Below are 15,150 nucleotides of genomic sequence, written 5' to 3'. Positions count from 1 at the left end.
TTTTTTCTTCCTTTCATTGTTATTTTTAGGCAAAAGAAAAGACTAACAAAGGAAATTATTATCCAATGTTAGTCTTGATTTTTATATTTAGGTTGTATCTAGGTCTCAAATTGGGTACATTTAGGTCATAGTAAACCGTTGATACAACTAAGTTTGGTCGCAAGGACGTAGTTTCAACCAACTTTATTTTATTATTGAGTATTTTTTCTATAGCTGAACTACCTTCAAACTTAGACCTATACGTCCAAACTATGTCCAGGTTGCGTCCTACTTTATCCAAGTTAGACCTTAGAGAGAAAAATTCCAATGGACACCTTTATAGCACCTATTGGAATTTTGCTATTAGCTTGAATCAGACATCAAAAGAATCTTTTACAGAATGCCCTAAGTTTCTATAGTAACTGGCATTGAAACCTCTTTTTGATGGCTGTTTATTGTTTTTAGAGTATATTTTTTACTCAACTTACTACAGAATTAGAATTATGCAATTATTTCTATTTCAAAAAACTAATGAAAATTTATATATTTAGGTACTTTTTGTTCACTAAATATCTTTGCATAATTTTTGCAGTCTGTCTGAAAAAATTATTGTAGTCAAAAACACTCATTCTATTAACAGCTTTATAATGAACTTTACTTAATCTAATGCTATTAAAAGTTTATTATAATAATAATTGAATTCATTTCTATCAATTCTTTTCATCAATTCTCTTTCTACTGCTAAACGCAATATTTTATTATTTCTATTACTACTAATGCATTCTGCAACTAATTTTAACAGTCTTTCAAAGTCTTCTTTAGGTACATTTTTACTTGTAACTCCCAATGGGTAAAGTGAATATAATACCATTATAATATTTGGGGGATTTTTATCCAAAATGTTATTTAGTAATTCATGGAAAATATCACTAATATCACTATTAAACTCTTTCAATAACTTTATATGATAATTTACAGATGAAATATTACAATTATATTCTCTGAATATACTTGTATATATAACATTGGAAAAATCAATATCTACTTTTTCATAGGTTATAGCTAACTCCGATATTATTTCTATTAACTTTGAAACTATAGGTTCTGTTTCTTCCAATATCATGATTTCAGCCTTACTTTTTAATTTTTGTATTAACGAATCATCTTTAAGTATTACATTAATTAATTCTTCATAACTTTCGTTATCTTTAAAATAATCAAGCTTTATTAATTCTTCAAGTAATGTATCAAACTCCATATTATACCTCCACCTTTTTACTCTCTAGGAACAAAGTTATCCATTGATATATCATCTAATCCGCTATTTTTCAAAATGTCTATTACTTTACCAGCATCCTCCGCATCTGGTAGGTAATGCCCCGAAGCATTATTCCAATATTTTAATTTACCACTTTGCATAAATCTCATTTCACCAGCATACACAACATCATCACCACCAGTTAAGTTTACATTTCCTGATATATCCGATAGCTAGCATCCGTCTATAGCAGCCGCTGTATATCCGTCAATTGTTCAATTTTAGAAACTTTATTTTCTATTGCTTTTTTATTAAGTCTTAATTTATTTTATCCATTTAAAAAAGTAACTTTTTCTCAAATATAGAACCTCATTTCAGTTATTAGTTTAACTAAAATGAGGTTTCATTTATAGTGAAATTTTTTCGAATTTGATACACTTTTTAAATTGCAAAAAAGACTGCTACTATCAACGATTTTATGATTTAGGGCTAAATTGCTGAATAAATGGAATATATTATGTTGGTCTGGGTACCCGTAACCAAAGTATTAGAATCATTTCTAAACTTGATAATGCAAAGCCAGCTACAGTTTCCCATAGCTGGTTATAATTTAAATTATCACTTTAATGACATCATTTCCTGCATAAATTTTTTTATCATTATCTTTAATAACTGTTGTATTTTTAAACATTACACTTTTGTCTAAAAATTCTTCCGAAAAGTTTGTATTATTAAATATACAATTTTCAAATATGACATTTTCCATTTTTGCTTTGCTAAAACTTGTTTTACTTAAGTCACAGTTTAAGAATTTCACATTTTTTAATTCTGCAAGCATCATTTCACACTTAATTAATTTTCCATCTGTAAAATTAACATCCACAAATACCGCCTCTAAAAATGTTGTACGATGAGCATCTGTTTTTCTAATATTGCATTGTTCAAATCTACTGCAATCCCATTGTGCTTTACGTAATATATTTTCTTCTAATATACATTGCTTAAAAATACTTCCTCCAAAAAATGATCCACTCAAATATACTCCTGAAAAATCACATTGGTTAAATGTGACGCCTGCAAAAGTACTGTTATTTAAATCATATTCTGTAAAATCTATTTTATCTAGTTCAACATCTTCATATACCAACTCACATTTTTCTTTTATTATGCCAAATGAATATTTAGTATATCTATCTAAGTCTTCATATATGTTCATAGTTATCTCCTTTTATGGCCATATTTTTATTATATTTGGGTTCATTAGTCCCTTTTTTTCTAGTTCATCCATTAATAATTTTTTATGTGCTTCACTCATTTTTGATGTATCAATTATAACATTTTCACCTTTTCCTAAAGATTCATATATTGTATTCATTGAACGTTCTAATGTAAATCCACCTTGCTTTGGAGGGAAGTCTGAATTAAAGGTTTTAACATCCCATTTAGAACCATTCCCACCATTTTCAATAAACTCCGCATCTCCTGTAGGATCTCTGACAATATCGCTTAATTTTCCGTTTCCTTCTAAGTCCAGTCCAACTTCAGCTTCATGCATACCTTTTTCTATATCTACTATTCGATTACTACCTGCATGATCTGGATCTTTTGCTAATGACTGAATTTCTTCAGTGGACCTTCCACCTGTATACGAGTTATCTTTTAAATTATTACTCCAATCATTATACTTATTGCCTATTTCCGTATCAGTTAAAGTTCCCTGCTTCCTTTTGCCTCCCCCAATATTATTAGCTTTACTTTCCCCATCAATAGATTCTTTAGCTTTATTGACTTCTGCTTCTGCTACTGCTTTCTCTTCTGCTGAGATTTCACCAGCTTCCATAGCTCCTCCTTCTGGAGAAACAAAAACAATCCCTGACGATATTTGCGGTTTTGAGGGTTCATCTGTATAAACAAGCTGATAACTATATGTTTTACCACTAGAAACTGTACCATCATCAAATGTAAAATCGGGACCTGATAGATCCATCCCATTAAATGTAGGATGAGGATTTTCTTTTAATTCATAATCATACATATATCCTGATGATTGGTAAATTATTTTTTGAGGTAATCCTGATATTTCATATGGAAAGTATAATTTCCTTCCTATGCAATGCCCCCAAAGATAACTATTAATATATTTATCTGCTTCTTCTTGGGTATAAACCTTTATTCCATCATCATTTTCATTATTATCACTAGACCCTTGACAATTGTTACTATTATTTTCACCAGGTACCCATTTACCATCATCATCTAAATAATATCCATCAATTGTTGTATTATGCGCCATAGACCCTTGTGGATATAAATAATACCAATTACCTTGATCATAAAGCCAACCTGTTACAACCTTTCCAGTGTCATCAAGATAATACCACCAGCTATCTACATGCTCCCATCCTGTTCCCGTAACCATTTTACCACTATTATCTACATGATATCCATCTTCTGTATCATTACTTTTCATTTCCCCATCAGAAAAATAGTACCAATCTCCACTGTATTCGTCTTTTAGCCAACCTGTTCCGCTAGCTATGTTACCATCATTATCTATATAAAATCCATCAATTGTATTATCTCGTGTCATGGATCCACCAGGATAATTATAATAATGAAAGCTATCTCCTATCTTGTTCCATCCAGTAACCGCTTTTCCTTTAGGACCCACATAATACCAAAAATCATTACCATCATTATCTGTTATTTTTCTCGAACGTTCATCTTTTGTCCATTGACCATCATCATTAACATAATATCCATTAACCATTGTATCCCGTGCCATAGATCCGTCATCATAACAATAGTACCAATAATTACCACTTTCCACCCAACCTGTTGCCATATCTCCATTAGAATTGTAATAATACCAGAAACCATTTTTTGCTACCCATCCTTCCTGATTATCACTCATTTTAGTCGCCCTCCCCTCATTCCTCAAAAGAAGCATAAGTTTCTCTACAGCTTCCATCCATTATTACATTATTTCCTTTAATGTAGAAATCACCTTCTATTGAAACTTTGTGGGCTCCATTTCTTTTCATTAGTAATATCTGACTTTTAGCTTTTATTTTTACTCTCTTTTGTGTTTTAATTGTTATTTCTCCATCTGCATTTAATTTTAATTTCTTTGGACTTTTAATATGAACTCCCTTCTTGTCATTAAAGCTTATACTTATATTTTTTCTGCTTCCAGCCTTTATACTTAATTCCTCTGGAAGCATTGCTATTTCATTTCCGCTTTCAGTCTGAAAATATCTATTTGCTGGATCTGCTGTTTGTGCGCAGGTATCTCCATTTTTTCTTACACAGCCTATAACTATTGGCGTTTCAGTTTCTTCATTTGGGAAATAAAGCCTTGCACTTTCTCCTACTAATGGCATTGAATACATTATGTTTACTGAAGGTGGTGCATAATCAAACCAGTAGGCTGTACCTTCATCCTGATTTCCATCTATGTTTAAATGAAGTTTTACCTGTTCCTTTTTCGTTGCAATGACTTTTCCTTCTAAAGCTGCTCCCTTTAGGCGCTTATTGTAAATTATACTTTGCCATACTCCTTTTTTCCTACTTAGCTTGTATTTATAAAATATTTCTTCTTTATCCTTATAAGCTTCATATTCTCTAACATATAAATCTTTTTGCTTATAATTTATTTTTGAGCCTATCTCAAAGATATCCTTTTTCTCTATTTCATAATAAAAAAAATCTGTATCATTATACCCTGCATCATATCCACCAGCTTCATAAAAGCTTTTAATATCTTTGTAAGCATCATAATCTATATTATCTTCTAACTCATAGCTTTGATTATAGGCAATTCCGAAATTAAACATGCAATTTAAATTTATTATATTACAGTATAATTCTGACTTTAGTTCACTCACAATTCTCTTTAAAAACTCCCAGTCTGTCTCTTTATGCTGGAATAATGGCTTATTAATTTTTTGTCCATTTCCTATATTTTGACTGAAGGAGAAGCCTGAATAATCCTCTAATATTTTACCTATAAGAGCATCATAGGTCATATTAACATTTTGAAAGGATCTGCTCTTTTTCTTTATGTCTAGTTTTGAACTTGAAGTTAAAGCTTGAATCTCTAAATAATAAACAGCATTTATATTTGTTGTTTTAACCCTTTGAACTATTCCATAAAATAATCTTCTGCTGCTATTTTCATCAATTTCATTTATATCAACTGTTTTTTTATCATTTATATCTTCTGTTTCTTCATAAACACATATTTCATCTTCTGTGGAAGCTTTTATAGTAGAATCAAAATTTACGCTTTCATCTATTAAGCATTTTAAGTATAGAAAACCATGTTCATTAGGCTTGTTTTCAATCTTTATATCTACTATCTTCATTAACTTATAAGGTGATTTTACCCTCAGTTTATGAATCTCTCCCATCTAATTTCCCTCCTATACTTTCACTTAATCTTGTCCATCTGAAATGAACCTTATTACTCCTCCATAGGCACATATTAAAATTGAAGCTGTAGTAAGTGCTGGTGCACCTTCAACTAAGGTATCTTCTTTAGTATTCATCCACTTGTTCAAAATCATTATTTGACACTTTTTCGTTTTTTCACTACTTCCATTTGCAGGGCAACTTCCTCTACATATTCCGAAAGTACTTATATTTGAACCTATTATATTATCATTTTCATTAATTATTGGATTTCCCTTTGAATATGCTCCATGACTTACAGGCAGATTTATTCTTTTTATCTCACTTCCCTTATCACATATCATTTGGGCACCTCTGACTACATAAGCTGTACCAATTTCCAACTTTATCACCTCCCACTTTGATTTTTCCTTAACCGTCGACTTCTAATTTTTGTAAACATATTCCCTTAAACTCTCTTCTAAGCAGACTTTCAGCAACGTCTAATCTTACTACTATCAGAGCTTTTGAACTTTCTTTTATCCTAAAAATCTTTTTACCTTTAATTTTCTCTTTATCTAATATGATTTTTTTTACTACTGTCTTATTTAAATTTAGTTCTGCTTTTTCACTTAAACACTCTATGTCTTCAAATATTGGCATATAATAGTTTCCCTGTTTCTTATGCTTCAAATCTATAAGAGGAACAGTTTTGAATAGAATTCCCGGGTCATACTTTTCAATTATCTTCTTCATTTTTTCAGAAATAAGAAATAAATTTCTATCAAGAATGTCTAAAAACTCTGTTTCCTCATCACATTTAGTATTAAATATAAGAATATCATCAATCTTATGTGCCTTTAATAAATTTATATTTCTAACGTCTAACTTATTGAAAACATCCATTAACACTGGCGCATTTATATAGTCTTCACCCTGCTTTAATAAAAAATAATTCATGTTCTTTCCTTTCTGCTAAAACTCAGTTATGATTTTTTATCATTTATCTGAACTGCAGCATCCATATATTCACCTGCCATAATGACTATATCTTCTTTCTTTTTCATTTCTTTATAGCAATCACATTCTAAAAAACTTTTAAGTATACCTCTAATTATATTTAAGGCTAGGTTGTGATATTTATTTCCTTCTTGTAATTTTATAATGTGTATATCTTTTTCTTTAATAGTTCTTAGGTATTCTTTTTTCTTCTCCGAAAGCTCTTTCATATGATTAAAAAGAGGTTCATAAATGAAATCTAAATCTATGTTTATTGAACATTCTTCTTTATCTAAAAACCACTTTTCATCAAATAGATCAATTCTCCATTCCCCCTTATTTTCAAGCAGGCTGGTTCTAAGCAATGAAAAATAAATATACTTTATTTCTCCCTTTAAATCTTTTTCTTGAAATAAAATAGCTTCTTTGCATACAGAATTAAATTTTAAAGTTAACTCTTCTTTTATGCTGTCTTTATGCTCATTATATTTTTCCAGAATATTTTTTATTTCTTCTTCATATCTACTCTCTACATATTTTTCCTTAAATTCTTTTAATACTTTATCCTTATAAGCTCGTATTATCATCTCTTTAACACCTATAAAGCCTTCCCTAATCTTGGACGTTCACTTTTCCTCCACTCATTGTTATATCATCTTTTATCAGCATGCTCGCACCTTCCTGGGTTAGCTTAATTCCCTTATGTCCTTTGATTTGTACATTGGCTCCGCCATTTATTTCTATGTCATCTTTAGCATCTAGTATTATCTTTTTATTACTATTTACTTCTATGCCTCCATCATCAGTCATTTTCATAAGCATATTTCCATTTCCTATTATTTCAACAGAGCCTGGACTCATTACTATTTCTTTTCCATACTTTGTACTTATGCTCTTTACAGATGGATCGCTTCGTTTACTATCATCTATTCCGTCATAATGCATTGAACTTACTACATATGCGTGTTTCTCTTCATTGTCCGGGAAATATAGTCTTACTACATCTTCAATTTCAGGCATGCAGTACCAGCCTGTCCCATCTGGCTGTGAAAATATAGTAGAAAACTCAAACCATCTTGCAGCATTTCTATCTGTAGGGCTTCCGTCTATCTCAAGTGAAACTTTAACCTTATCCTTTTGAGTATCTAAAACTCTGCCTTTAAGTGAAATGCCTACCATTTTGTCATTATAGCTTCTATTTACCTTCATTCCTTTTTCATCTCTTAATATGTACTTGTTCGTGATTACTCCACCTTCAAGTTCTGTTTCATTTCTATATACTAATAGTGTTCTTCCTTTAAAATTAACTTGATTATATAATTTCATTAATTTATTAGTTGTTACTTCATAGCTTACTAAATCCAAATCATTCAATTCATAGGCTTCATTTGCAGCCTTTTTATTATATTCCTGTAAGCCTTTTTCTATAGAATAATTAAATTCATCAATATCATAAACTACATTTTCTCTTGTTCCACCTATGGAATATTTTATTCCTGTCATTCTGCATTCTGGTACAAGTGCAACATTAAAATGAGATGCCAGCCTCTTTAAAAACTCCCAATCTGTCACTTTATATTGAACTATGAATTTATCTATTTTAGCCCCATTGGTTATGTTATCTACCATCACTACATCTCTGTAGCTGCTGTTTTTCTTTTTAAAGATATCATTATAAGTAAGATTTTTATCTTGGTATGATCCGCTAATTTTTTTTATGTCCATTAAGAAAGTCTTACTTAAAGCTTCCACCTCTAAGGTTCTTACATCGTTATTTGCCTTTATCCCAATCTTAGTTACATACCCATTAAATAAAACAGTTGTATTCCCTTCGTCATCCTTTAGTGATACATTGATAGTTTCTTCTGCTTCTGCATTTTCAACGTATTTATCTGCATTTTCATCACTTATGATTCCACTAATGCAAAGTTTTGAATGTTCATTTAATTCATTAACAATTTTAAGCTTCGTCACTTTTTGAAATTTATAAGGCTCAACTATAATATCACCTTGACCATATACATATTCCTCACTCATTAATTTTCATCCCCCTTATCTTCTTTTATTACTCTTATAGTTTTAATAATCTGAAATACAACTTCTTTCCATTCCCCGTACCCAGCATACGGGCATCTGAAAGTTCCCATTAATGCTTTGCCTTCAAATTCAAGAAAAAACATAAAACTGCATATAGGTTCATCTATTGTGTAACTTTTAAAATCAAAATATCCTATATTTTTAGAATTAACTTCTAGCATTCCATCTTCATAAAATACATTTATGGGATTAGAATTCTTCATACTCTCTCTCATTTCATTTTTTAGTTTTTCAACACTTTTTTCATCTAAAGGATTATCAATAATTTTAAATGTTATGCGAATATCTTCTTTTTCATTACATTTTATTATATCTGGTCCATTTTCAGGTGAATAATTTAGTTTTCTTGCTTCCTCTGATATATCCTCAAAATCCTTTGGTATATACATCTTTAGTTTTTCTTCAAAGAAATATGTTTCTTCAAATTCATAGTACCTATTTCCAATTTTTATTGGACTGCTACAAATATCTTTTTTAGCTTGTCTTTGTTCTACTTCATTAATAAAATCTAAGATTTTCTCATCAACTCTTTTATCCACAATTTTAACTCTCCTTTTGTAATATACATTTTTTTATTCTTATTACAACAAAACTCTCATAAGTAAATTTTTCACAATTATTATACCTTACTTTCCAATTAATGTATACTACATTCTAGTATATTTTTAACTTATCATTACTTAATTTCATTTTTATTTAACAAAAAATTGCAGCATCTTCCTTGATGTTACAGTTATACCTCAACTATACTTATATATTTTTCTTTAATGCTAATGAGCCTTTATCTAATTAAAAATTAAAGCCAAAAAAACTTATAATCCTAGTTTTTTGGCTTTCTTTATTTCTTACGAATTTCTCTAATATTTAAAATATATACTAGATAATAATCATATAAATTTTAAATTATTTACTTTTTTGTTTTTAATAAAAAATATTAAGAGCCTTGTGTTTCAAATAATTTCTATACTTCTATTCACCTAGTATGATATGATTATATTAATACTAATTAATTATAAAAATCCATAACAATTGGAGGTTAATTTATATGCTTAAAGTAGACTTTCATGTTCACACTACTGCTTCAGATGGGACACTTTCTCCAAAAGAAGTTGTTCAAAGAGCTCATAAAAATAATGTTAGATATTTGGCAATAACTGATCATGATACTCTGAGCGGATTGGACGAGGCAATTGAAGAAAGCTATAAATATGATATTACTTTAATTCCTGGAATTGAACTATCAACTCAACACAATAATGAAAGCGTACATATTTTAGGCTATTTTAAAGATGATAATTTTAGAAATGAAGAACTTATTAAAGAATTAACTAATATTAAAAACCACAGAGTTATTAGAGCAAAAAAAATTATTGCTAAGCTTGCAGAGGAATTCAATATAGAAATTAATTTTGAAAAAATTCTTAGAGATGCTAAGGATACAATTGCAAGACCTCATATTGCTAGGGAAATTATTAGCAGTGGTTATCCATATTCTATGGACGAAATTTTCGATAAGTTTATAGGTAAAGGTCGTAAAGCTTATGTGCCTACATTAAAATTATCTACCAAAGATGGTTTGGATATTTTAAAAAAATATAATGCTCTTGTATTTTTAGCTCACCCTAAATTAATATTAAATTCTAATATTAATGAATTCTTGCACATGAATTTAGATGGTTTAGAATCTATTTACTATCAAAATTTAAATGAAGAAACCATAACCTTTGTAAAAATAGCTAATGAAAATAATTTATTAATTTCATGTGGTTCAGATTTCCATGGAGATTTAAATACAGACTTAAGACATGGTGATATCGGTTCCATGGAATTACCGTATGAGTATTTATCTAAATTCCTTTCATCATTAGATTTAACATTTTCAAATATTCAAAATTATTCTTAGAAAAAAAAAAGATGTTATCAAACTTTTGTAAGATAACATCTTTTTTAAATAATTTAATTAAATCACATTCTAATTGTTTTATGCCTCAATTAGAAATGCTTTATACCCCTTCATTGTCTCATATATATCTACTTTACTTGCAACTTCCCAAGGTGCATGCATATTGTGAAGTGCCACTCCACAGTCTATTACTTCCATATTATATTGAGCCAATATGTATGCAATGGTTCCGCCACCACCAGCATCAACTTTTCCAAGTTCTGCTGTTTGTATTGAAACATCGTGTTTTTCCATTATGCTCCTAAGTTCAGCCATATATTCTGCACTAGCATCATTGGAACCAGCCTTTCCTCTTGCACCCGTATATTTATTAAATACCATTCCTTTTCCAAAGAAAGCAGCATTTTTCTTTTCCATTACAGAAGGATAATTAGGATCATAAGCTGCACTTACATCAGAAGATAGCATTTTCGAATTGGTAAGACATCTTCTAAACTTAAGTTCTGTATATCCATCAATTTTATCTATAATTTCTGAAACTATATTTTCGAAAAATCTTGAATGCATACCAGTAGCCCCGATACTGCCTACTTCTTCTTTATCAACTAATAAACAACAGCAAGTTTTATCAGTTTCTTTTATTTCAAACATAGCCATTAATGAAGTGTATGAACATACCCTGTCATCATGCCCATATGCCATTACCATACTTCTATCTAATCCATAATCCCTGGCTTTTCCAGCAGGCACAACTTCTATTTCTGCAGATAAAAAATCCTCTTCCTCAAAATCATATTTATCTTTAAGCAATTTCAAAATATTTGCCTTTACTGCATCTTTTTCAGATCCTTTTAAAGGCATACTTCCTACTAATACATTAAGGTCTTCACCTTCAACAACTTTATCAGCTTTCTTCCCCATTTGATCCCCAGCTAAATGAATTAGTAGATCAGATACACCTACAACAGGGTCATTTTCATCTTCACCAATGCAAATATCTATTACAGTTCCATCCTTCTTAGCTACAACTCCATGCAAAGCAAGTGGCAATGTGACCCATTGGTATTTCTTAATTCCACCATAATAATGTGTATCTAATAACACCAACTCGCTATCTTCATAAAGAGGATTTTGTTTTAAGTCCAATCTTGGAGAATCAATATGAGCTCCTAATATCTTCAACCCATTTTCCATAGGTTCTTTTCCTACAATAAATAGAGCTATTGCTTTTCCTTTATTATTTGCATAAACCTTATCCCCAGGTTTTAATTTCTTTTTACTTTTGATAATTTCATATAAATCTTTATAACCTTGAGCTTCAGCTAAACTAATTACTTCTTTTACACATTCCCTTTCAGTTTTGCATTTTGACATAAAATTTTTGTATCCTTCACAAAAATCAAATATCTCTTTTACTTGCTTATCATTATACTTATTCCAAGCATTTTTACTTAAATCTTTTTTTTCATTTTTCATAGCCATTCCTCCTTTTGATCATGACCCTTACTAATCATTAAGATCGTTCATTCTACTTTCTATTACATCAACTGGTGTAACCTTGGACATTAATGCATGCCTATAATTTACTGCTGCTGCTTCTATAATTACTGCTATATTTCTTCCTGGTCTAATAGGTACAGTTAATTTTTTCACATTAATACCTAATATATTCATGTATTCATTATCTATTCCTAATCTATCATAGTCATTATCATCTTTCCAATGTTCAAAATGCATAACTAATTTTATTTCTTTTTCTTGAACCACCGAGCTTAAGCCATATAATGTCGTAACATCAATAATTCCAAGCCCTCTTACCTCTAGCATACCTACGGTTATTTTAGGTGATCTTCCTATTAATTGTCCATCAATATCTTTTATGTCCACAGCATCATCAGTAATAAGTCTATGACCTCTTTTTATTAATTCTAATGCAGTTTCACTTTTTCCTATTCCACTTTCCCCAGTGATCAATATTCCTATTCCCGAAACATCCACTAAAACACCATGCAATCTTGTTTCAGGTGCAAGCTTATCCGCTAAGTATATTGTAGTTTTACTTATAAACTGTGTAGTCACTAAGTTACTTCTTACAAACCATATATTATGCTTTTTTGCTTCTTTTATAAATTCAGGATGTGGCTCTAATCCTCTAGTTATGATTAAACAATTTATATCAAAACTAAAATATTTTTTTACTCTTTTCTTTCTTAGTTCTATCTGCATATAATCTAAGAAACTCCATTCTGCTTTACCTATTACTTGAATCCTCTCAGGAGCAAAATAATTATAAAATCCTGCTAACTGTAGTCCTGGCCTATTTATATCGTTTACCGATATCTCCACATCTTCTTTTCCTTCTACCAAAACCTCTAAGTTTAACTCATCTACTAACTTTTTAACTAAAACACCCAAATACTATCATTCCTTTTTTCTTTTTTTAGGTTCTATTTCATCAAGCTGTGCTCTAAAATTTTTCTTAACATTATCAATATATCTTCTTCTAAGTTTTCCCTGTAACTCTTTCTCATCTTCAGTTAATTCTCGTTCTTGACTAGTCCTGTATAATAAATTAATTTTTTCTACAACTTGTTCTATTCTAGCATTTTCAATATCCATCATATTTTCATCCTTTCTATATTCTATCAATAATTTTACCATTTAAATTAATATAATCAACATGAATTTTTTCGACATGATCTACTTATTTTATATATTCTATGTCGAAGAATACTTTTGTAAAATATATACAATTCTGTTTTCATGTTACATATTAGACCTTGAAAAATATATTATTTAAAGATTTATACCACTTTCTTGAAATTTATTGTCATTAATTGTAATATGAATTATTTTTACAAATTTTACTTTTCTGTTTATAATAATACCATATCAATAACTTATTACTACAAAAGGGGTGTAATTATGAAAACTTGGGTATTTTTTAAACTTAAATGTAATATTTCTTTTAGAAAACATTTATTAAATTTATTACTATTATTTTTTTCACCAAGTAAACATTTTATGATTGCTCTATCTCAAAATTTGGACAAGTACATTGTTTTATATCAAAAAGAATTATCTTCTATATATAATAAGCAACATAAATCCAAATCCATTAATGAGATAGCTGCTTAATATACATAAAATAATTTCAAAGTAGTTTTATTTCTATTTTATATGTTGTGTATTTCAAATTTTTATTTCTCATTTTCATGATTAAATTACTAACTAAAATAAAAATAGTTAGTTTTTTCTATATTTTTACTTTTGTATATAAAAAAACACCTCAGTAATGAGGTGTTATACTCAAATCATAGCTCCCAACATGCCGTTCACCTATATATTCAAATCCTGCGCCTCGCAGGTGGGTTAAACTCAACTCACTTCTGTCTTCTACTGCCACTATTTAGTGATTTAAATGAAGCCTGACATTTATGAATTTATTGTAAATCCCGATTATATAATGTAGGTTGAATATCATAAGCTTTTCGCACATCTCAGGAAATCTATGATTTAATTATATCACAAGATACTATATTTTCAATAGTATTTTAATTCCAACTGTGCATTTTACTCGTAGTAATCGTTTAAAATATCTTCCATCTCAGAATCTGTTAACTCATCTGAAAATGCTGCAATAAATTTAAAATATCCGCTTTCCACATTTTCCATTCCAAATTCTTTATATTTAGTTTCTAGCTCAAATTCTTCCATTGTTTCTTCTAGTATTGCTTCAACATTATCTACTGCAATATCTCTTAAATATGGAATGTAATATTCTTTATACCACTCATCACTTTCTGGTTCAAAGTCACTTTCTTCATTTGAATAAGCTTTTGCTGCACTTAATTCTTCCTTATCAAAATCATAAAAAAATTTTATTATAACATAATTGCCTTTTCGTTTAATCTCTTCTACATCAGCTAAATCATTTTCTTCTAAAAAATTTATAATTTCTGAACTTTTCATTTATCTCACCTCATTTACTTAGTATAATAATTTTTTATATTCCTTTTTAATTAATTCAAATTCCTTATCATCTTCTACAAGGTTCAACTCTTCTTTTCCCTCTTCATTTATATCTATTCTAAAAGCAAACATATCATCATTATTTTCATCTAATGGTGATAATAATAAATACCCCTGTTCCTCTAAATAAATTTTTGCTATTGCTTCAAAATCAATTTTATTTCCATCTTCATCTCTAAACGACATTACTTCTTTTTCTTCCAAAATGTTCACCTCATCTTATTATTAACTTAAAAATCACACCATATCCATTTTCCATATATTCTATTTTTGGATATTTGAATCAAAAGAATTTGCACTCCCTAGCATAATTCCCCCTAATCAATAATTTTTAAGCTATTCTAACCTTATTATATGATATTTCATATTTTTGTCTATATATTTTAAGTAAATTTTCTATAATTTCTATATAATATCATATAAAAAAATCGTAAGCGACTGTGGAGCTGGAGATTTTTTTTACGCATCTGCCTTTTCGAACGCATGTGAG

At 29.2% G+C, this 15,150-nt stretch carries 16 protein-coding genes, 1 other RNA gene and 1 pseudogene; 1 reads left to right on the top strand and 17 read right to left on the bottom strand.

Annotated elements, in window-relative coordinates; genetic code table 11:
- Positions 1–637 precede the first annotated feature (637 nt).
- The 11 genes and pseudogenes from COL3_RS23605 to COL3_RS23565 form a co-directional block, all read right to left on the bottom strand.
- On the bottom strand, positions 638–1,237 hold the full coding sequence (locus tag COL3_RS23605) for a hypothetical protein (RefSeq protein ID WP_008425693.1): 600 nt from the start codon (positions 1,235–1,237) through the stop codon (positions 638–640).
- Positions 1,238–1,254: 17 nt separating this feature from the next.
- Positions 1,255–1,422 (bottom strand): hypothetical protein, encoded by a 168-nt coding sequence (locus COL3_RS28975; protein ID WP_008425691.1) that lies wholly within the window; start codon positions 1,420–1,422, stop codon positions 1,255–1,257.
- Positions 1,423–1,847: 425 nt separating this feature from the next.
- Positions 1,848–2,453, bottom strand: coding sequence for a pentapeptide repeat-containing protein (locus COL3_RS23600; RefSeq protein ID WP_008425689.1), 606 nt, complete (start codon positions 2,451–2,453; stop codon positions 1,848–1,850).
- Between the two features lie 12 nt (positions 2,454–2,465).
- The gene (locus COL3_RS23595; protein WP_347474389.1) at positions 2,466–3,656 is read right to left on the bottom strand and encodes a hypothetical protein; all 1,191 of its coding nucleotides are present in this window, start codon (positions 3,654–3,656) and stop codon (positions 2,466–2,468) included.
- A 363-nt stretch (positions 3,657–4,019) separates the two neighbouring features.
- Positions 4,020–4,133, bottom strand: a pseudogene (locus tag COL3_RS29430) (choline-binding protein D); the annotation flags it as partial.
- Positions 4,134–4,167: 34 nt separating this feature from the next.
- A complete protein-coding gene (locus COL3_RS23590) occupies positions 4,168–5,649 on the bottom strand; it encodes a hypothetical protein (protein WP_008425685.1) in 1,482 nt (493 codons plus the stop codon).
- 24 nt (positions 5,650–5,673) lie between these two features.
- Complete coding sequence (locus COL3_RS23585) at positions 5,674–6,033, bottom strand: DUF4280 domain-containing protein (protein ID WP_008425683.1); 360 nt, start codon at positions 6,031–6,033, stop codon at positions 5,674–5,676.
- Positions 6,034–6,061: 28 nt separating this feature from the next.
- Positions 6,062–6,589 carry a DUF1629 domain-containing protein gene (locus COL3_RS23580; RefSeq protein ID WP_008425681.1) on the bottom strand — a complete coding sequence of 176 codons (528 nt, stop codon included), beginning with the start codon at positions 6,587–6,589 and terminating at the stop codon, positions 6,062–6,064.
- 26 nt (positions 6,590–6,615) lie between these two features.
- Complete coding sequence (locus COL3_RS23575; protein WP_008425679.1) at positions 6,616–7,215, bottom strand: hypothetical protein; 600 nt, start codon at positions 7,213–7,215, stop codon at positions 6,616–6,618.
- A gap of 25 nt (positions 7,216–7,240) precedes the next feature.
- A complete protein-coding gene (locus tag COL3_RS23570) occupies positions 7,241–8,665 on the bottom strand; it encodes a phage tail protein (RefSeq protein WP_008425677.1) in 1,425 nt (474 codons plus the stop codon).
- Positions 8,665–9,264, bottom strand: a complete 600-nt coding sequence (locus COL3_RS23565; protein ID WP_008425675.1) for a hypothetical protein — start codon at positions 9,262–9,264, stop codon at positions 8,665–8,667. The genes COL3_RS23570 and COL3_RS23565 overlap by 1 nt, the downstream gene beginning before the upstream one ends.
- 506 nt (positions 9,265–9,770) lie before the next feature.
- On the opposite strand from COL3_RS23565, the gene COL3_RS23560 reads away from it, so the two are divergent.
- Complete coding sequence (locus tag COL3_RS23560) at positions 9,771–10,628, top strand: PHP domain-containing protein (protein ID WP_008425673.1); 858 nt, start codon at positions 9,771–9,773, stop codon at positions 10,626–10,628.
- Positions 10,629–10,706: 78 nt separating this feature from the next.
- On the opposite strand, the gene COL3_RS23555 is transcribed toward COL3_RS23560, so the two are convergent.
- The 6 genes from COL3_RS23555 to COL3_RS23525 all read right to left on the bottom strand — a co-directional run bounded on the left by COL3_RS23555 (position 10,707) and on the right by COL3_RS23525 (position 14,864).
- Entirely contained in the window at positions 10,707–12,104 is a 1,398-nt protein-coding gene (locus COL3_RS23555; protein WP_008425671.1) for an aminopeptidase, read from the bottom strand.
- Between the two features lie 30 nt (positions 12,105–12,134).
- Complete coding sequence (hprK, locus tag COL3_RS23550; protein WP_008425669.1) at positions 12,135–13,043, bottom strand: HPr(Ser) kinase/phosphatase; 909 nt, start codon at positions 13,041–13,043, stop codon at positions 12,135–12,137.
- A 6-nt stretch (positions 13,044–13,049) separates the two neighbouring features.
- Positions 13,050–13,247 carry a DUF896 domain-containing protein gene (locus COL3_RS23545; RefSeq protein ID WP_035283744.1) on the bottom strand — a complete coding sequence of 66 codons (198 nt, stop codon included), beginning with the start codon at positions 13,245–13,247 and terminating at the stop codon, positions 13,050–13,052.
- Between the two features lie 697 nt (positions 13,248–13,944).
- Positions 13,945–14,138, bottom strand: a non-coding RNA gene (gene ssrS / locus COL3_RS23535) — 6S RNA.
- Positions 14,139–14,201: 63 nt separating this feature from the next.
- The gene (locus COL3_RS23530) at positions 14,202–14,600 is read right to left on the bottom strand and encodes a hypothetical protein (RefSeq protein ID WP_008425665.1); all 399 of its coding nucleotides are present in this window, start codon (positions 14,598–14,600) and stop codon (positions 14,202–14,204) included.
- Between the two features lie 18 nt (positions 14,601–14,618).
- Positions 14,619–14,864 (bottom strand): DUF1292 domain-containing protein, encoded by a 246-nt coding sequence (locus tag COL3_RS23525; RefSeq protein ID WP_008425664.1) that lies wholly within the window; start codon positions 14,862–14,864, stop codon positions 14,619–14,621.
- Positions 14,865–15,150: the final 286 nt, after the last annotated feature.

The organism is Clostridium sp. LS, assembly GCF_002760435.1.
GTDB lineage: Bacteria > Bacillota > Clostridia > Clostridiales > Clostridiaceae > Clostridium.
The sequence above is the reverse complement of the archived record's forward strand: the minus strand, read 5'-3'. Positions and strand labels throughout refer to the sequence as shown.